The sequence below is a fragment of the Ruegeria sp. HKCCD9138 genome, assembly GCF_057220975.1.
Genome location: NZ_JBWVAZ010000002.1, coordinates 295,016 through 312,552, shown reverse-complemented (window position 1 = coordinate 312,552; position 17,537 = coordinate 295,016). Strand labels below are relative to the sequence as shown.

General features: G+C 59.7%; 16 protein-coding genes. 7 read left to right on the top strand and 9 right to left on the bottom strand.

Annotated features, from left to right (window positions below):
• Window positions 1-86 precede the first annotated feature (86 nt).
• Window positions 87-1,919: a dihydroxy-acid dehydratase gene (ilvD, locus tag AC2TEL_RS04790; RefSeq protein WP_480902260.1), complete on the bottom strand. Its 1,833-nt coding sequence runs from the start codon at window positions 1,917-1,919 to the stop codon at window positions 87-89.
• Between the two features lie 107 nt (window positions 1,920-2,026).
• Between ilvD and AC2TEL_RS04785 the strand changes: the two genes are divergently transcribed.
• From AC2TEL_RS04785 to AC2TEL_RS04770, 4 genes are all read left to right on the top strand, one after another.
• Window positions 2,027-2,602, top strand: coding sequence for a helix-turn-helix domain-containing protein (locus AC2TEL_RS04785; RefSeq protein ID WP_480902257.1), 576 nt, complete (start codon window positions 2,027-2,029; stop codon window positions 2,600-2,602).
• The gene (locus tag AC2TEL_RS04780) at window positions 2,599-2,868 is read left to right on the top strand and encodes a CBU_0592 family membrane protein (protein WP_480838515.1); all 270 of its coding nucleotides are present in this window, start codon (window positions 2,599-2,601) and stop codon (window positions 2,866-2,868) included. Before AC2TEL_RS04785 ends, AC2TEL_RS04780 begins: the two co-directional genes overlap by 4 nt.
• Window positions 2,869-2,961: 93 nt before the next feature.
• Entirely contained in the window at window positions 2,962-3,816 is an 855-nt protein-coding gene (sseA, locus tag AC2TEL_RS04775) for a 3-mercaptopyruvate sulfurtransferase (RefSeq protein ID WP_480902255.1), read from the top strand.
• Complete coding sequence (locus AC2TEL_RS04770) at window positions 3,816-5,000, top strand: amino acid aminotransferase (RefSeq protein WP_480902252.1); 1,185 nt, start codon at window positions 3,816-3,818, stop codon at window positions 4,998-5,000. The genes sseA and AC2TEL_RS04770 overlap by 1 nt, the downstream gene beginning before the upstream one ends.
• Window positions 5,001-5,069: 69 nt before the next feature.
• On the opposite strand, the gene AC2TEL_RS04765 is transcribed toward AC2TEL_RS04770, so the two are convergent.
• Together AC2TEL_RS04765 and AC2TEL_RS04760 are read right to left on the bottom strand one after the other, a co-directional pair.
• The gene (locus AC2TEL_RS04765; RefSeq protein WP_480861968.1) at window positions 5,070-6,398 is read right to left on the bottom strand and encodes an ammonium transporter; all 1,329 of its coding nucleotides are present in this window, start codon (window positions 6,396-6,398) and stop codon (window positions 5,070-5,072) included.
• A 33-nt stretch (window positions 6,399-6,431) separates the two neighbouring features.
• On the bottom strand, window positions 6,432-6,770 hold the full coding sequence (locus AC2TEL_RS04760; protein WP_480861967.1) for a P-II family nitrogen regulator: 339 nt from the start codon (window positions 6,768-6,770) through the stop codon (window positions 6,432-6,434).
• Between the two features lie 257 nt (window positions 6,771-7,027).
• Between AC2TEL_RS04760 and AC2TEL_RS04755 the strand changes: the two genes are divergently transcribed.
• A complete protein-coding gene (locus tag AC2TEL_RS04755) occupies window positions 7,028-9,208 on the top strand; it encodes a transglycosylase domain-containing protein (RefSeq protein ID WP_480861966.1) in 2,181 nt (726 codons plus the stop codon).
• A gap of 64 nt (window positions 9,209-9,272) precedes the next feature.
• On the opposite strand, the gene leuB is transcribed toward AC2TEL_RS04755, so the two are convergent.
• On the bottom strand, window positions 9,273-10,376 hold the full coding sequence (gene leuB, locus AC2TEL_RS04750) for a 3-isopropylmalate dehydrogenase (protein ID WP_480902249.1): 1,104 nt from the start codon (window positions 10,374-10,376) through the stop codon (window positions 9,273-9,275).
• Window positions 10,377-10,467: 91 nt separating this feature from the next.
• Here leuB and AC2TEL_RS04745 point away from each other — a divergent pair, with 91 nt between their 5' ends.
• A complete protein-coding gene (locus tag AC2TEL_RS04745; RefSeq protein WP_480838504.1) occupies window positions 10,468-10,995 on the top strand; it encodes a redoxin domain-containing protein in 528 nt (175 codons plus the stop codon).
• Window positions 10,996-11,034: 39 nt separating this feature from the next.
• On the opposite strand, the gene AC2TEL_RS04740 is transcribed toward AC2TEL_RS04745, so the two are convergent.
• The 5 genes from AC2TEL_RS04740 to leuC all read right to left on the bottom strand — a co-directional run bounded on the left by AC2TEL_RS04740 (window position 11,035) and on the right by leuC (window position 15,864).
• Window positions 11,035-12,063, bottom strand: coding sequence for an endonuclease/exonuclease/phosphatase family protein (locus AC2TEL_RS04740; protein ID WP_480902246.1), 1,029 nt, complete (start codon window positions 12,061-12,063; stop codon window positions 11,035-11,037).
• Complete coding sequence (locus tag AC2TEL_RS04735; protein ID WP_480902243.1) at window positions 12,060-12,839, bottom strand: hypothetical protein; 780 nt, start codon at window positions 12,837-12,839, stop codon at window positions 12,060-12,062. The genes AC2TEL_RS04740 and AC2TEL_RS04735 overlap by 4 nt, the downstream gene beginning before the upstream one ends.
• Window positions 12,840-13,220: 381 nt before the next feature.
• A complete protein-coding gene (leuD, locus tag AC2TEL_RS04730; RefSeq protein WP_480902240.1) occupies window positions 13,221-13,826 on the bottom strand; it encodes a 3-isopropylmalate dehydratase small subunit in 606 nt (201 codons plus the stop codon).
• Between the two features lie 42 nt (window positions 13,827-13,868).
• Entirely contained in the window at window positions 13,869-14,423 is a 555-nt protein-coding gene (locus tag AC2TEL_RS04725; RefSeq protein WP_480838496.1) for an HdeD family acid-resistance protein, read from the bottom strand.
• A 37-nt stretch (window positions 14,424-14,460) separates the two neighbouring features.
• Window positions 14,461-15,864 carry a 3-isopropylmalate dehydratase large subunit gene (leuC, locus tag AC2TEL_RS04720; protein ID WP_480838494.1) on the bottom strand — a complete coding sequence of 468 codons (1,404 nt, stop codon included), beginning with the start codon at window positions 15,862-15,864 and terminating at the stop codon, window positions 14,461-14,463.
• A gap of 261 nt (window positions 15,865-16,125) precedes the next feature.
• Here leuC and AC2TEL_RS04715 point away from each other — a divergent pair, with 261 nt between their 5' ends.
• A complete protein-coding gene (locus tag AC2TEL_RS04715; protein WP_480838492.1) occupies window positions 16,126-17,478 on the top strand; it encodes a mechanosensitive ion channel family protein in 1,353 nt (450 codons plus the stop codon).
• The last annotated feature ends 59 nt before the right edge of the window (window positions 17,479-17,537 follow it).

The following is a 17,537-nucleotide window of genomic DNA, read 5'->3' as shown; positions in this document are numbered from 1 at the left end:
GCGCGGCGCCGGGCCCAAGTCCGAAAGCGAAATCGGTGCAGCCGATGGCGCGTATCGGGCGCGGGAGCATTTCCGGTCGGTTGGGCTCAGAGCTGACGCACAGCCCCTTTTGCGGCGCTTGTCGCCAGTTTCGCGTATGCCTTGAGCGCTGTTGAAACCTTGCGCTTGCGCGGTTCGGCCGGATGCCAGCCCTTTTCGTCCTGCTCCTCGCGCCGCTCGGCCAGTTCCTCATCCGACACGGCCAGATGAATGGTGCGGTTGGGGATGTCGATCTCGATCTTGTCGCCGGTTTTCACCAGCCCGATCTCGCCGCCTTCGGCAGCTTCGGGCGAGACATGGCCGATGGACAGACCCGAGGTGCCGCCCGAAAAACGGCCATCTGTCAGCAGGGCACAGGCTTTGCCCAGTCCTTTGGACTTCAGATACGACGTCGGGTAGAGCATTTCCTGCATACCCGGCCCACCCCGCGGGCCCTCATAGCGGATGACAACAACATCGCCCTCTTTGACCTTGCCGGTCAGAATATCATTCACCGCCTGATCCTGGCTTTCGCAGACATAGGCCGTGCCCGTGAATGTCAGAATGTGCTTATCCACTCCGGCCGTTTTCACAATACAGCCTTCGCGCGCGATGTTTCCGTAAAGAACCGCAAGACCGCCATCCTGACTGAAAGCGTGTTCCTTGGACCGGATCACCCCGTTTTCACGGTCGGTATCCAGTTCCTTGTAGCGGTTCGACTGGCTGAACGCCTGGGTGGTGCGCACACCGCCGGGGGCCGCCTTGAACAGCTCTTGCGCTTTTGGGTTGTTTGCCACCTTGATGTCCCAGTTGGCAATCGCCTCGCCCATCGTGGCCGAATGAACCGTGCTGCAGTCTTCGTGCAGCAGACCTGCCCGGCTGAGTTCACCAAGGATCGAGAAAATTCCTCCCGCGCGGTGGACATCTTCCATGTGCACGTTTTCAGTATTCGGTGCGACCTTGCACAGACACGGCACCTTGCGGCTGAGGTGGTCCATATCGCTCATGTTGAAATGAACCTCGCCCTCATGCGCTATTGCGAGAAGGTGCAGAACCGTGTTGGTCGACCCGCCCATGGCGATATCGAGGCTCATCGCATTCTCGAACGCTTCAAACGTGGCGATCTCGCGCGGCAGAAAACCTTTTTCGTCCAGCTCATAGTGGCGCTTGGTGATCTCGACGATGCGGCGCCCGGCCTCAAGGAACAGCTCTTTTCGGTCGGCATGGGTGGCAAGGGTCGAGCCGTTGCCGGGAAGCGCCAGGCCCAGCGCCTCGGCCAGACAGTTCATCGAGTTGGCGGTGAACATGCCTGAGCACGAGCCGCAGGTGGGGCAGGCGTTTTCCTCGATGTGCTTGACCTGTTCATCTGTGAACTTGTCGTCAGCGGCGGCGACCATCGCGTCGACGAGGTCGATCTTCTTTGCCTCCAGATCTTCAATGTCGATCTTGCCCGCCTCCATCGGCCCGCCCGAGACAAAGATGGCAGGGATGTTCAGGCGCATCGCGGCCATCAGCATGCCGGGGGTGATCTTGTCGCAGTTCGAGATGCAGACCATCGCATCCGCACAATGCGCGTTGACCATATACTCGACGCTGTCAGCAATCACCTCACGCGAGGGCAGGGAATACAGCATTCCATCGTGGCCCATGGCAATACCGTCATCCACCGCGATGGTGTTGAACTCCTTGGCGACGCCACCTGCGGCCTCGACCTCACGCGCGACCATCTGGCCGAGGTCTTTCAGATGCACGTGACCCGGCACAAATTGGGTGAACGAGTTGACGATGGCAATAATCGGCTTGCCGAAATCGTCGTCGCCCATACCGGTGGCGCGCCACAGGCCGCGAGCACCGGCCATGTTGCGGCCATGGGTAGAGGTTCTGGATCGGTACAATGGCATGATGCTGTTTCCCTTTTGCCCCGGTTGCGATATTGGGGATGCGTACGTTATAGCGCACGTACCACATGTGCGCTATAACGCACAAGAAGATTCGGAAGACGATCAATATGGCACCGGAAGACATAACGCTGAAACTACGGGATGTGAGGGCGGCCTCGGGGCTGAGCCTGTCCAAAGTGGCGGAAATGACGGGCGTTAGCAAAGCCATGCTGGGCCAGATCGAACGCGGCGAATCAAGCCCGACGATTGCGACCCTGTGGAAAATTGCCAAGGGGTTTCAATTGCCGCTGAGCGCTCTGATCGGCTCGTCATCAATGCGCGATCCGGCCGATGCGTCTGTGTTTCGCACCGTGACCTTTCCCGGCAGCATTGAGGTCAAGATCGTGTTTCCCTTTGACCCGGCTTTGGGGGCTGAGACGTTTCACGTCGAACTTTCCCCGAACCAGAGCCACGAATCCGCTGCCCATGCCGCCGGAGTGACCGAAGAGGTCTTTGTGCTTGACGGGGCGCTGGACATTCTGCGCGATGGCGAATGGGTGCCGTTGAAAGCCGGGCAGGGCCTGCGCTTTTCCGCTGACCTGCCGCATGGCTACCGCGCCGGCGAACAGGGTGCCGCTTTCCTGAACATGCATCACTATTTGCAGCAGCCGGATGTTTCAGAACGGGATCAACCGCTTTCATGACAAGCCTCCTCGACAACCTGACATGGGTGGACGCCATTGGCTCGTTTGGCGCATTGCTCGTCGTTGCCGCCTATTTCGCCACGCAGATGCGGATGATGAATTCCGACGATCTTGCCTTTCCGGTGGTAAACCTGTTTGGATCGGCCCTGATCGTCTACTCGCTGTTGCAGAACTTCAATCTGGCCTCGATGCTGATCGAGGGATTCTGGATCGTGATCAGCCTGATCGGGATCGTTCAGCACTTTCGCCTGCGCCGCGCCCGATAAATCCTGTGTCGAAAGGGCGCTAGCGCTATCCAGCCTTGAACCCCCATGCCGCCGGGTATAGGGAATTTCCAAGCGCGCTCAGGGGAGGTTTTGATGCAGGACGATCCGAAAACCCTTGTTTCCACCGAATGGCTTGCCGCCCATCTCAAGGATCCGGACCTGCGGATTCTGGACGGGTCGTGGTATTTGCCGCAGCAGGGGCGGGACCCAAAGGCCGAATATGACGCAGGCCATATCCCGGGGGCGCGGTTCTTCGACATTGACGAGATCTCCGATCACCGCTCGGACCTGCCGCACATGGCGCCTCCGGTCGAGAAATTCATGTCGCGCCTGCGGGCGATGGGCGTGGGTGACGGCCATCAGGTCGTGGTTTATGACGGTGCCGGGTTGATGTCGGCCGCCCGGGTGTGGTGGCTGTTCCGGCTGATGGGACAGGAAAACGTCGCCGTTCTGGATGGAGGCTTCCCAAAGTGGCAGGCCGAAGAGCGTGAGATCGAAGACCTGCCGCCAGTGATCCGCGACCGCCACATGACCGTAAGGGTTCAGAACCACCTTGTCCGGGACGTCACGCAGGTTTCGGCTGCCGCTAAACTGGCCGATCACGAGATTATTGATGCACGTTCTGCCGCCCGGTTTGCCGGGGAAGAGGTCGAGCCGCGCGCAGGCCTGCGTTCGGGCCACATTCCGGGTTCGCGCAATGTGCCCTTTGGCAATTTGCTGAACAAGAACGGAACGATGAAATCGCCTGACGACTGCCGCATCGTGTTCGAAGCGGCAGGTGTCGATTTGTCAAAGCCGGTCATCACCTCATGCGGCTCCGGCGTGACCGCTGCGATCCTCAGCCTTGCGCTTGAACGCATGGGCAAGAAAGACCACTCGCTTTATGACGGCTCCTGGGCTGAATGGGGTGCCTTCCCGACCCTGCCCGTCGCAACCGGAGAGAACTGATGTTCGAAAACCTCAAACCGCAGCCTGCCGACAAGATCCTGGCGCTGATGCAGGCGTACCGCGACGACCCGCGCGATCAGAAGATCGATCTCGGCGTCGGTGTCTACAAGAATGCCGAGGGCATCACCCCAGTTATGCGGGCGGTAAAGGCCGCTGAGCAGCGTATTCTAGAAGAGCAGGACACCAAGGCCTATACCGGTCTGGCAGGTGATCCGGCTTACGCGGATGCGATGATCGGCTTGATTCTTGGCACGTCGGTTCCGCGCGGCAACATTGCCGCCGTGGCCACCCCGGGCGGCACCGGCGCTTGTCGGCAAGCGTTCGAGATGATCCGCATGGCCAACCCTTCGGCCCGCGTGTTCGTATCGAACCCGACCTGGCCGAACCACCTGTCGATCCTGAGCTATCTGGGTATCGAAACCGTCCAGTATCGTTATTTTGACGGCGAGACCCGGGGCGTCGACTTCGATGGCATGATCGAGGATCTGAAAACCGCCAGGGCAGGCGATGTCGTCCTGCTGCACGGCTGCTGCCACAACCCGACCGGTGCCAACCTGAATCTGGTGCAGTGGCAAGAGGTCGTGAATGTAATCAACGACCGTGGCCTCGTGGCGATGATCGACATTGCTTATCAGGGTTTCGGAGACGGTTTGGAAGAAGACGCACAGGCCACCCGGCTGGTTGCATCCTCGGTCAGCCGGTGCCTGATTGCGGCATCGTGCTCGAAGAATTTTGGCGTCTATCGCGAGCGGACCGGTCTGCTGATGGCCATCAGCGACAACGCGGAGGAAACCGCGCTGAACCAGGCCACCTTGGCCTTCCTGAACCGCCAGAACTACTCTTTCCCGCCGGATCACGGCGCGCGCGTGGTGACGACTATCCTGAACGATGACGTCTTACGTGCCGATTGGGCTGCCGAGCTGGAAGAGGTCCGCCTGTCCATGCTGGGTCTGCGCCAGCAACTGGCCGACGAATTGCAGCGCCTGACCGGTTCGGATCGGTTCGGGTTTGTCGCGCAGCACCGCGGCATGTTCTCGCGCCTGGGTGCAGCACCGGAACTGGTCGAAAAGCTGCGCGCCGATCACGGCATCTACATGGTCGGAGACAGCCGCCTGAACATCGCCGGCCTAAACGCGACGACCGTTCCGATTTTGGCCAAGGCAATTGTCGATGTCGGCGTGTAACTTCAAATCGTCGTAGAGAAAAAGAAAACCCGGGCGAAAACGCCCGGGTTTGTTTCCATGGCTTTTGGCTCAGCCTTTGGAGAACTCAGGGTAGGCCTCCATCCCCAGTTCTCCCATGTCGAGTCCGTTGATCTCTTCTTCCTCGCCAACCCGCAGACCGACGGTTGCCTTGAGGATCGAGAAGAGGATGAAGCTGACCACGAAGACAAAGATGCCGATAGCAGCAAAACCGATGATCTGGGTCACAAAGGACGCATCGCCATTGGTCCATGCCACGATGAAGGTGCCCCAGAAACCCGCAATCAGGTGAACCGGGATCGCACCGACCACGTCGTCGATCTTCATGCGATCCAGCATCGGAACGGTCAGGACGACAATTACGCCACCAATTGCACCGATGATCAGCGCCTGGAACAGCGATGGGGCCAGCGGTTCTGCGGTGATCGACACCAGACCGGCCAGAGCACCGTTCAGCACCATGGTAAGGTCGACCTTGCCATACATCACCTGCGTCAGGATCAGGGCTGCAACGGCGCCGGCGGCAGCGGCCATATTGGTGTTGGCGAAGATTCGGCTGATATCGGCCATGTCACCAATGGTGCCCATTGCCAGCTGCGAACCGCCATTGAAACCGAACCAACCCAGCCACAGGATGAACGTACCCAGAGTTGCCAGCGCGAGGTTCGAGCCGGGGATCGGAACCACTTTGCCGTCCTTGTTGTACTTGCCGATCCGCGGGCCCAGTACGATGGCACCGGCCAGCGCTGCGAAACCACCTGCGGCGTGCACCAGAGTCGAGCCGGCGAAGTCGCTGAAGCCCATCTCGGACAGCCAGCCGCCGCCCCACTGCCAGGAGGCCTCGATCGGGTAGATGACGCCGGTCAGGACGATCACGAAGATGAAGAAGGGCCATAGCTTGATGCGTTCAGCCACTGTGCCCGATACGATCGACGCGGTGGTGGCGCAGAACATCAGCTGGAAGAAGAAGTCCGAACCGACAGAGGCATAGGACAGGTCGGTTTCGACGCCTTCCAGGCCAACCGGTTCGAGGGCCGTTGGCGAGAAAGCGCCAAGAAATCCGGTGATGGTCCAACCATCGCCCGGATACATCAGGTTGAAGCCCACCAGCCAGTACATGATGGCGGCAAAGGAAAACAGGCCCATGTTCTTGATCAGCTGCATGGCCACGTTCTTGGAGCGGACCAGACCGGCCTCAAGCATGGCAAAGCCGGCAGCCATCCAGAACACCAGGAAACCGCCGACCAGAAACAGCAGCGAGGTCAGGATGTATTGCGTGTGCTGCGCGGTTTCGCCGGTTGCGGCGGCCTCTTGTGCAAGGCCCAACTGCGGCAGCGCGACGATCGCGGCGGCAGGGATGAGAGATTTCATCAGATTCATTGTCAGTCCTCGAATGATTTGGAGTGGGGGCGCCTACAGCGCCTCTTCGTTCGTTTCCCCGGTCCGCACGCGCAGGGCCTGCTCGACGTCGAGGACGAAAATCTTGCCGTCACCGATCTTGCCGGTCTTGGCTGTTTTGGTGATGGTCTCGACGATCAGGTCGGTCATCGCGGCGGGTACCACGATTTCCAGCTTGATCTTGGGCACGAAATTCACCGCGTATTCGGCACCACGGTAGATCTCCGTGTGGCCGGATTGCGAGCCGAAGCCCTTGATTTCGGTTACCATCATGCCGCGCACGCCAGCTTCGGTCAGTGCCTCGCGCACCTCCTCGAGCTTGAACGGCTTGATTGTCGCAATGATTAATTTCACGTCTTTCCCCTCTACCTCTCCGGCATGGCCGGTATTTTGCACCTGCAGAAAAAGAACGTGAGAGAACGCTTATAGGAATGGTTGCCCCCGGCGGATACGGCGGAAAAACCACGAAGTTGCACATTTTTTGCACAAATCCGGGCATATGATAAAAAAATAGGCAACAACAGGAGGGGAAATACCGGAAATTCACACCTCTACATGGCCGCGGCACCGGGGTATGGTGCCACAAAAGCATAAACGGGCAGAGTTTGAGCATGACTGAGTCCAAGCGCCGCAAGCCGCCCCTGGTCGCGGACAAAAGATACCCGTCGAAGCGGCGCAAGCCAGCGGCGACCAAGCGGGCCGCAAAGCCTGCGGGTAAGAAATCGACGGCCCGAAAGACCACCACGCGCAGGACGGCCCGGAAGAAGACGCGTCGCCGGTCGGGCGGCGGTGGAGGGCCGTTTCGTCGTCTGTTCAGGTGGATCGGGCGCCTTGTTTGGGGGGTGACCTGGCGTGTTGGTGCCGTCGCAACGCTGATGCTGGCGCTGGCAATCGGCATCGTCTACAGCACTCTGCCCGATGTCGACGCCCTGCTGGACGGGCGCGCGCGCGGATCGGTCACCCTTCTGGATCGCGATGGCAAGGTTTTTGCCTGGCGCGGTGACCAGTTTGGCGGTGTAATCACGGCTGACACCGTCTCGCCCCATCTCAAAAACGCAGTGATCGCGACCGAGGACAAGCGCTTCTACCGTCATTTCGGCGTCAGCCCGCGGGGTGTGGCCAGCGCCGTGCGGATCAACCTGAGCGAAGGGCGCGGGCCTTTATCCGGCCATGGCGGGTCAACCATTACACAGCAGACGGCCAAGCTGTTGTGCCTGGGCGTGCCCTATGAGCCCGGCAAATGGGAATCCGAGGCCGCGTACGAGGCTGACTGCCGTCAGGGTTCGTTGTGGCGTAAGGCAAAAGAGGCCATCTATGCGATGGCGATGGAGGTCAAATACTCCAAGGATCAAATCCTGACCATCTATCTGAACCGGGCCTTCCTGGGGGCAGGTGCACGTGGCTTCGAGGCGGCAAGCCAGCGCTATTTCGGCAAGTCTGCGGCCGAGGTCTCTCCGGCCGAAGCCGCGATGCTGGCCGGATTGCTGGTTGCGCCAACACGATATGCGCCCACCAACAACCTGCAACGCTCGCAGGATCGCGCCCGTTTGGTTGTCGGGTTGATGCAGGATCAGGGATATCTGACCTCGGCACAAGCCAGCGAAGCCCGCAGCCGCCCTGCTGAATTGTCCGAGGCGGCAGCCGCGCGGGCGGGCGGCTATTTCGCCGATTGGGTCATGGCCAGCGGGCCAGAGTTCTTTACGCGCAACACGACCGAAGATGTGGTTATCCGTACAACATTGGACCAACGCATCCAGAAATCCGCAGAAGAGGCGCTGAAATACATCTTCGAGGAAAAAGTCCGGGAAGGGTCGAAAGCGCAGGCCGCGATTGTTGTGATGTCTTCGGACGGGGCGGTGCGCGCCATGGTTGGTGGACGCAAAACCAAAGTCTCTGGTGCTTTCAACCGGGCAACCCAGGCGCTGCGACAGACCGGGTCATCCTTTAAACCCTTCGTCTACGCCACTGCGCTGGAACTTGGCTATTCCCCGCTGGACACGGTAATGGACGAACCCTATTGCGTGAACATCCCCGGTTCCGGTCAGTGGTGTCCCAAGAACTACACCAACAAGTTCTATGGCCGTGTCTCGCTTGCGGATGCGCTGAAGAACTCTCTGAACATCCCAGCCGTAAAGGTGGCTGAGGTTGCCGGGCTGGACAATGTCCGTACAGTCGCCAGCGGCTTTGGAATCGCCAGCGATCTGGCGCAAGGTCCTGCGTTGGCGCTGGGCGCATCTGAAAGCACTCTGATTGAAATGACAGGTGCCTATGCAGGTATACTGAACGGCGGTTCAGCGGTGGAACCTTACGGTTTGACCGAGTTGAAGCTGTTGGGCGATGACACCCCCGTTATGGTCACGACGACCGGTATCGGGGAACGTGTCATCAACGACACCGCTGCGAAGCAGCTGACCTGGATGATGGAACGCGTCGTCTCTGAGGGGACTGGTGCGCGCGCCAAATTGCCGGGTTGGCAGGTGGCCGGCAAAACCGGCACGACTCAGGCCGCGCGCGACGCATGGTTCATCGGGTTCACTGCGGATTACGTCGCTGGCGTCTGGATGGGCTATGACGACAACACGCCGCTTTCGGGTGTCACGGGTGGTGGACTGCCAGCAGAGATCTGGAAAGAGACCATGGTCCGCGTTACCGAGGGCATGACACCGACGCCTCTGCCGATGATGGCGCCCGAGCCTCCGGTTCGGACCGCACAACCGTCCCAACCACGTCGCCGTCAGGGCGGGTTCGCGCAGGAAATCAACAATCTTTTGAACAACATTTTCGGAAATTAGGCAGTAAACAAACAAAAGGCGGTGCATCCGGCACCGCCTTTTTCTCGATCCTATTCAGCGTGCCTCAGAGGCTTTCGTCCAATGCGGCGACAATCGCGTCACCCATTTCCGAGGTTGAAACCGGTTCGACTCCCTCCTCGGCCGCCAGATCGGCAGTTCGGACACCATCAGCCAGAACCTTTTCAATCGCAGCTTCCAGACGATCCGCTTCTTCGCCCTGATCGAAGCTATAGCGCAGCGCCATGGCAAAACTGAGGATACAGGCGATCGGGTTGGCTTTGCCCTGACCAGCAATATCCGGGGCCGAGCCGTGCACCGGCTCGTACATCGCCTTGGGACGGCCGTTTGCCATCGGAGCACCCAGCGAGGCCGAAGGCAGCATGCCCAGGGAACCGGTCAGCATAGCCGCGCAATCGGACAACAGGTCACCGAACAGGTTGTCGGTGACGATGACGTCGAACTGTTTCGGTGCGCGGACCAGCTGCATCGCGCCGTTGTCGGCATACATATGAACCACTTCGACCTCGGGGTAATCCTTGGCCACACGGTCTACCACCTCGCGCCACAGAATACCCGATTCCATGACGTTGGCTTTTTCCATCGAGCAGAGCTTCTTGTTCCGGCGCATTGCCAGTTCAAAAGCCGAGCGCGCGGCGCGTTCGATCTCGGATTCAGAGTAACGTTGGGTGTTGACGCCCACGCGCTCATTGCCTTCATGGAAAATGCCGCGCGGTTCGCCGAAATAAACGCCCGAGGTCAGTTCCCGCACGATCATGATGTCAAGACCGGCGACCACGTCCTTTTTCAGCGGCGAGAAATCGGCCAGCGCGTCAAAGCATTGGGCGGGGCGCAAGTTGGAATACAGGTCCATCTCCTTGCGCAGGCGCAGCAGACCGCGTTCGGGCTTGAGGCTGAAATCCAGATCGTCGTATTTCGGACCGCCCACGGCCCCCAGCAGAACCGCGTCCACTTCCTGCGCCCTGGCCATGGTCTCATCCGACAGGGGCTTGCCGTGGGCATCGTATGCTGCGCCGCCGACCAGATCCTCGCTCACGTCAAAGTGAAGGCCGCGATTGGTACCGAACCAGTCGATGATTTTGCGCACTTCGGCCATAACTTCCGGGCCAATTCCGTCTCCGGGCAGGATGAGGAGCGAGGGGTTGGACATGAAAGGTCTCCTTGCGTTTCGTCGCCAAGGCCCTAGCGTCTGCATCGCATCGGGTCAATGAGACGAACCCGTCAATTCGCGAGGAAAACACATGTTGATACCCGGAAATCCAGTGCCAGAGCTGAAAATCGAAACCGTAGGCCATGGCAGCTTTGATCTGGAGGCTGACAAGGGTGAAAACGGAACTCTGATCATCCAGTATCGCGGGTTGCATTGCCCGATCTGTATCCGGCAAATGGGCGAGGTCGAGGCGGCGCTGGACGATTTCGCTGCATTGGGCGTCGAAGTGATCATGCTCAGCACGGATACTGCCGAACGCGCTGCGGAAACCGTCGCCAAAGCCGGGACTTCGAAACTGCGTGTGGGTCACAGCCTGGCCTTGTCCGATGCCCGGGATGAGTGGGGCTTGCATATCTCGAAAGGTCGCGAAGGCACGGCCGAGGCGCCGTTCTTCGCCGAACCCGGTCACTTCTACATCGCACCCGACCGGACCTTGTATTTTGCGTGGCAGCAAACGACGCCCTTTGGCCGGCCCTCAATCTCGGACATTTCGGGTGGAATCAAATACGCGTTGGACAACAAGTACCCGCCACGGGGCACATATACCGGAGAGCTGTGAGGCGTCAGCCGAACGAGGCGCGCTGCCCTGAGGTGTGTCTCACTCCATCTCCAGATCAACCCAAACCAGCCGGTGACGGCTTGCTGCTTCGGCCTGTGTCCGGTCCGATGTGTCTGCATCTGGCCAGTAAACGCCGGCATCCAGAACCCGCCATCCGGCAGACGGCAGCACATAATCGACCCGCAACGCGCCGACACCCTTCCACTTCACTGTCGCAAGCGACCCCGAGGGGCTGCGCGGTTGCGGGTCCTGAATCCGATTGTCGGAAAGCAGGTTCCGGATAGCCTCTTTTCGCCCGTCGCCCTTTTCTGGATCCAGGTTCGCATCCCCGGCGATTACAAACCGATCCGCCAGCGGCTCTCCCAGCTCGCCGCCCAGAACCAAAGACCACAGCCGTATTTCATCACGGTTGCGCAGCCCGTTGCGGTCTTCGGGCCCGTCAAACACCGGAGGTGAGGCATGAAACGTCATCAGGTCAACCCGGCCTTTCGGCGTTTCGATCGGAACGATCCAGTGCGCGGTCGAGGACAGACGTTGCACCTCGTGTGCCTGTGCAGATGGGAAAGGCGCCCCGTCGACCCGTGGCAGTGTTGCGCCGGGCAGGTCACGCCACAACAGGTCCGAAAATGACTGAATCTGGTCCCGCAAAACCGGATAACGGGACAGGACGGCCAGCCCTGACTGGCCGGTAAACACTCCCCACCCTTGTGCGTCTCCCGGACCACCGGTTCGACCGTCACCATCCAGATCGAACCGGGTTTCCAGCCCTGCGTTTGGCTGGTCAGCAAAGACGTACGGGTACTCCAGCCCGGCGTCGCTCAGGACCTGTGACAGCGCCGACAGGGTCAGGCCGTCAAGGTCCCAGTCTATCCCCTGCAATGCCACGATATCGGGTCGGATCTCAGCCAATACCGCCGCAACCGCCGTAACCTGTGGATCGCCGCGCCGGATATCGCGCAGCAACAACCCCGGGCCGTCACGGCTGAGCTCGGTGTTGTAAGTGGCTATGCGAAGGGGCTCTGCCTGCGCCGCAATCGGTAGCAGCATCAGCAGAAGGGCACGGATCATGCGGTCTGTGTGGTCTCGGCTGTTGAATAGGCGCGGCGTTTTTCGACAATCAGATTGGCGACTCGAATGGTTGCCATCCCGCGCATGATCATGCTGGCCGGCAGGAAGGCCCAGGCGCTGAGTGTCCAGATCAGCGTCTGAGGATTGCTCATCGCAACGGGGCTGCCGAACTGAGACATAAGCTTGATCAGGGCCGGGATGATGAAGGGCAACAGCACACCGATCATGATGTTCAGCCGCCCGTCCCGTTGCAGGCGGGTGACAACGTCGCCGCCCTTCGTCGGGTCAAACAGCGGAAGATTGGTCCAAACATTGAACGCTCCGTTCCCGGTGGGCCAACCGCGCATTTTGATTGCATAGGCAAAGCTTGCAATCGTGACCAGCGCAGCCACGTAGGCAATGCCCGCCGAGATGCGCACAAGTTCGATCAGTGGCGCCGAGGCATCGGCAGGTAACATGAGCACGACAAGCCGGACGGGAGAGTATGGAAAATCGGCCACGTTGGCGACCATCAATCCCACGGAATAGAACGCGCCGGTCAGTTCGGTGGGGGCGTAAACGTTTTTGCAGATCAACGTCAGGAACGTGATCATCGAGGTCAGGCCGACAAAGCGCAGTCGATTCACCGGCGGCGCGTCACGGAATTCGATAAAGCTGGGAAAGGCAGAATTGTATTCGGAAAACGTCAGAATGAACGCCAGAATCGCGAGAAACACGACAATCTCTGTCCCGTTCGACGTCGATGTAGGCAGGTACAACGCAGGGGTAAGCACCATAAGTGCCACCAATAGTCCACGTATCGCCGCCCCCGTTGTGCGTGCAATCACAATCCGAACCCTTTCCAAACCGGAGCCGTCGATCTACGTCGACTTGCAGTCCAACTTGTGCCCGCCGTCTATTGTTTTGACGGATGCCTCGTTTCCGACAACACTGGCGGGAACGGACATTCAGCTCAAGCCAAGGGGCAGAAAACACGGCATTTCAGGCAAAATGATGGCGAAACTGGTGCGCCTTTGCATCATTCCCGACGCAAATTCGACGTGTAATTCAGAATGCGCCCTACATGTTGTGGTTGCTTGAAACTCAACCCCAAAAATGAGAACGGGGCCGCAATTGCGACCCCGATAGGTTGAGTGTCCACAGAATCATCCCCGGAATCATACCCAGGGGCGGGCCTGGCTTGCGTGTTCCTCGAACTTGTCGATGTGGTGGTCCTTTTCCATCGTCAGGCCGATGTCATCCAAACCGTTCAGCAGGCAGTGCTTGCGATGCGGGTCGATGTCGAACTCGATCACGAACCCATCCGATGTAGTGATCTTCTGATCTTCCAGATGCACGGTCATGCGGGCGTTTTCGCCCTTGTGCGCGTCTTCCATCAGGATTGTGTGATGCTCTTCTTCGACCACGATCGGCAAGATGCCGTTCTTGAAGCAGTTGTTGTAGAAGATGTCGGCAAAACTGGTCGAGATCACGACCTTGATGCCAAAATCCTTGATCGCCCAAGGTGCATGTTCCCGCGACGAGCCGCAGCCGAAGTTGTCGCCTGCGACCAGAATTTCAGCCTCGCGATAGGCGGGCTTGTTCAGGACGAACTCTTCATTCTCCTGCCCGTCATCGTGATAGCGCATCTCGTCGAACAGCACGACGCCAAGGCCGGACCGTTTGATGGTTTTCAGGTGCACTTTCGGAATGATCATATCGGTGTCGATATTGATCAGTGGCATAGGGGCGGCCACCCCGTGGACTTTGTCAAACTTTTCCATGTTCACACTCCTGCGGGAGAGGGCCGGCCCCTTACCCCGCGTTTAAGCTTCTTTCGCTTCCGTTGTTTCGTCGTTGGGGGCGTTCTTGACGAAGAACGCCATGAAGACCAGTCCGAACCCGTTGAACAGCATCTCGATGCCCAGCAGGATGCCCAGTAACTGGAGCAGAACCGCCGGGTCTGCGCTGGCAAGGCGCCAGATCAGGATCGCCAGGACAATCGACATGATGCCCGATATCAGCGTCGCCCAGAAAAACTGCGTTCCCTTCATCTGGAACGACAGGATGATCCGAGCGATACCACCTGCAAGGAACAGGATCAGCACCACCGTGGCCAGAGTCAGTGTTCCCTGCAGAGGGTGATCCAGAAAGGACCAGCCCAGAAACAGCATCACGACACCCATGATGAGTGACAGTATCTTGTTGCCGGTGCCTTCAACCGTGAAACCGCCCACAACCTGCAGCGCGCCGCAGATCAGCAGCAACACGCCGGTCACCACTGTCACGGCAATTGACGCCACCGCCGGTGCGCCCAGCACAAAAATGCCGAACGCTATGGATAGAAGCCCCAGAAGGAGCCATTTGATCCAGTCACTCATGTCTTCAATCCCTCAAATATCTAGATATGAGGGCACCTTACATCAATTCACGAACGTCTGTCAGCCGTCCTGTGATTGCCGCTGCGGCAGCCATCGCCGGGCTCAGCAGGTGCGTACGCCCGCCCCGTCCCTGACGGCCTTCGAAGTTACGGTTCGAGGTCGCCGCGCAGCGCTCGCCCGGCTGCAACTGGTCGGGGTTCATCGCCAGGCACATCGAGCATCCTGCCAGACGCCATTCGAAACCGGCCTCTTTGAAGATGTCCGCCAGACCTTCTTCCTCGGCCTGTGCCCGAACCAGACCCGAGCCGGGTACGACCATGGCGCGCAGGCCGTCCTTGATCTTTTTGCCCTTAAGGATTTCCGCTGCGGCGCGCAGATCTTCGATGCGGCCATTTGTGCACGAGCCGATAAAGACGGTGTCGATTTCCACATCGCTCAGCTTCTGTCCGGCTTCCAGACCCATGTATTCGATCGAACGGCGGGCCGCGTCGACCTTGCCGCCTTCGAAATCTTCGGGGTTCGGAACGGTCGCGGTAATCGGCAGTACGTCCTCGGGGCTGGTGCCCCAGGTCACGACCGGCGCGATATCCTCGCCGCGCAGGGTGACGACCTTGTCGAAATGCGCGCCCTCATCGGTGTAGAGCGTCTTCCACCAGTCCATCGCGGCTTCCCACTGGGCACCTTTCGGCGCGTGCGGGCGGCCTTTGACATATTCAAAGGTGGTTTCGTCCGGCGCGATCAGGCCCGCGCGCGCGCCGCCTTCGATGGCCATGTTGCAGACGGTCATGCGCCCTTCCATCGACAGATCACGGATCGCTTCACCGCAATATTCGATGACATAGCCGGTGCCGCCGGCGGTGCCGGTCTCACCGATGACGGCGAGGGTGATGTCCTTGGCGGTCACGCCCGGCTGCAGTTTGCCGGTGATCTCCACCTTCATGTTCTTGGATTTCTTCTGGATCAGGGTCTGCGTGGCCAGAACATGTTCGACCTCGGATGTGCCGATGCCATGCGCCAGAGCGCCAAATGCGCCGTGGGTGGCGGTGTGGCTGTCGCCGCAAACCACGGTCATGCCGGGCAGGGTCCAGCCCTGTTCCGGGCCGACGATGTGAACGATACCCTGACGGACGTCATTCACCGGGTAATAGTGAATCCCGAAATCCTTGGCATTCTTGTCCAGCGCCTCGACCTGAATGCGCGATTCCGGGTTCTCGATCCCGTTCACACGGTCCGGCGTGGTCGGCACGTTGTGATCCGGCACCGCGATGGTCTTTTCCGGCGCGCGCACCTGACGGCCTGCCATGCGCAGGCCTTCGAACGCCTGCGGGCTGGTGACTTCGTGCACCAGATGGCGGTCGATATACAGCAGGCAGGTGCCATCATCGGCTTCGTGCGCGACATGGGCATCCCAGATCTTGTCATAGAGTGTTTTGGGGGACATCGGTCCTCTCCCGTATGTATTGAGATATGCTGGCGAGTGGCTGGGCGCCGCCTATAGGCGGGCCAGAACCGTGCGGGCGGCCCCAAAGAACCGTTCACGCAGGCGCGTGCGGTCTTGCAACGTCGGAGCTGGGGCCAAGTAGACTCTCATGCGCACCAGATATATCGGGCCATCGCGTCAATCAAGGTTCAATCAGGCGCGGCGCAGGTTGGGCTTGCATCACATCGCCCCGCTGTCCAAGCTGACGGGCAGGAGACGTGCATGAACCAAGACCTGCTACCGGAAACATTATCAGAGCTTTACGCCAACATGACGGCGGCCTTCTCCTCGCAATTCCAGAACCTGATCGAACTGGTCGTGACGCCCGGCTGGCGGCAATATCAGCTGGTCATCATCCTGTTTCTCTGGGCACTGGCTTTCATGCTGAAGCTGCTGACCCAAAGCCGGTGGGAGGCATGGGCCCGGGCGCGGACCGGTTGGCCGAAATGGCGGCTGCGTACTCTGGTGCAACTGATGCAGCGATTGACGCTGGTCTATTTCGTGCTGGTGTCGTGGGTGTTGTACCTGATCATGCAGCAGGTCACCTGGCCATCGCGCAGCTACATTATAGGCGTGATTGCGACGCTGGCCGCCGCGTGGCTGGCGATTGCGCTGGTGGCCCGACTGGTGCGCAACCGGACGCTGCGTCGGATCTTCAAATGGGCAATGTGGGTCTACGCAACTCTGATTGCGTTGGGTTTGACCGACGATGTTGCAGTATTCCTTGACGGGGTGGCGATCTCAATTGGTGATCTGCACATCTCGGCGCTGGGAATCCTCAAGGCCGTTCTGCTGATCGGGGTCCTGCTGACGCTGGCCCGTATCGGCACCCGCGCGGCTGAGCGGGGGTTGCAGAACAACGACGACATCACCCCGTCGATGCAGGTTCTTTTGGCCAAAGGCATCCAGGTGCTGCTGTATGGTGCCGTCTTTCTGGTGGCAATCCGCACGCTGGGGTTCGATCTGACGGGCATCGCGTTGCTGTCGGGTGCGATCGGCGTAGGTATCGGTTTCGGTCTGCAAAAGGTGGTGTCGAACCTGATCTCGGGGATCATCATCCTGATGGACCGGTCGATCAAACCGGGCGACGTGATCTCGCTGGGCGATACGTTCGGCTGGATCAATGCGCTGGGCGCGCGATATGTCTCAGTCGTCACGCGGGATGGAAGGGAATACCTGATCCCGAACGAGGACCTGATCACCAATCAGGTGGTGAACTGGTCGCATTCGGATCGATTCGTACGCCTCGATCTGGATTTCGGCACCAGTTATGACGACGATCCGCACAAGGTGCGTGCCACGGCGATCCGGTCCGTGAAGGCGGTAGCCCGGGTTCTGAGTGGCGGATCGCATGAACCCGTCTGCCATATCACCGGATTCGGCGACAGCAGTGTGGACTATGTGTTGCGTTTCTGGATCAGCGATCCGACCAAGGGGCTGACCAACATTCGCGGCAATGTCTACCTCGCCTTGTGGGATGCGTTCAAGGAAGAAGGCATCTCGATCCCCTTCCCTCAACGCGAAGTTCGATTGCTGCCCGACGGCGCAGACACGCAACAGATCGCCAAAGAGTGAGCCTTCGTGCGGGCGCCACGGCGCGCGTTCATTGAAATGTTGCAATCCCCTTGTTACCT

Coding starts and splice junctions, on each gene's coding strand:
- ilvD (WP_480902260.1), bottom strand. CDS start 1,919: ATGCCATTGTACCGATCCAGAACCTCTACCCATGGCCGCAACATGGCC.
- AC2TEL_RS04785 (WP_480902257.1), top strand. CDS start 2,027: ATGGCACCGGAAGACATAACGCTGAAACTACGGGATGTGAGGGCGGCC.
- AC2TEL_RS04780 (WP_480838515.1), top strand. CDS start 2,599: ATGACAAGCCTCCTCGACAACCTGACATGGGTGGACGCCATTGGCTCG.
- sseA (WP_480902255.1), top strand. CDS start 2,962: ATGCAGGACGATCCGAAAACCCTTGTTTCCACCGAATGGCTTGCCGCC.
- AC2TEL_RS04770 (WP_480902252.1), top strand. CDS start 3,816: ATGTTCGAAAACCTCAAACCGCAGCCTGCCGACAAGATCCTGGCGCTG.
- AC2TEL_RS04765 (WP_480861968.1), bottom strand. CDS start 6,398: ATGAATCTGATGAAATCTCTCATCCCTGCCGCCGCGATCGTCGCGCTG.
- AC2TEL_RS04755 (WP_480861966.1), top strand. CDS start 7,028: ATGACTGAGTCCAAGCGCCGCAAGCCGCCCCTGGTCGCGGACAAAAGA.
- leuB (WP_480902249.1), bottom strand. CDS start 10,376: ATGTCCAACCCCTCGCTCCTCATCCTGCCCGGAGACGGAATTGGCCCG.
- AC2TEL_RS04745 (WP_480838504.1), top strand. CDS start 10,468: ATGTTGATACCCGGAAATCCAGTGCCAGAGCTGAAAATCGAAACCGTA.
- AC2TEL_RS04740 (WP_480902246.1), bottom strand. CDS start 12,063: ATGATCCGTGCCCTTCTGCTGATGCTGCTACCGATTGCGGCGCAGGCA.
- AC2TEL_RS04735 (WP_480902243.1), bottom strand. CDS start 12,839: ATGGTGCTTACCCCTGCGTTGTACCTGCCTACATCGACGTCGAACGGG.
- leuD (WP_480902240.1), bottom strand. CDS start 13,826: ATGGAAAAGTTTGACAAAGTCCACGGGGTGGCCGCCCCTATGCCACTG.
- AC2TEL_RS04725 (WP_480838496.1), bottom strand. CDS start 14,423: ATGAGTGACTGGATCAAATGGCTCCTTCTGGGGCTTCTATCCATAGCG.
- leuC (WP_480838494.1), bottom strand. CDS start 15,864: ATGTCCCCCAAAACACTCTATGACAAGATCTGGGATGCCCATGTCGCG.
- AC2TEL_RS04715 (WP_480838492.1), top strand. CDS start 16,126: ATGAACCAAGACCTGCTACCGGAAACATTATCAGAGCTTTACGCCAAC.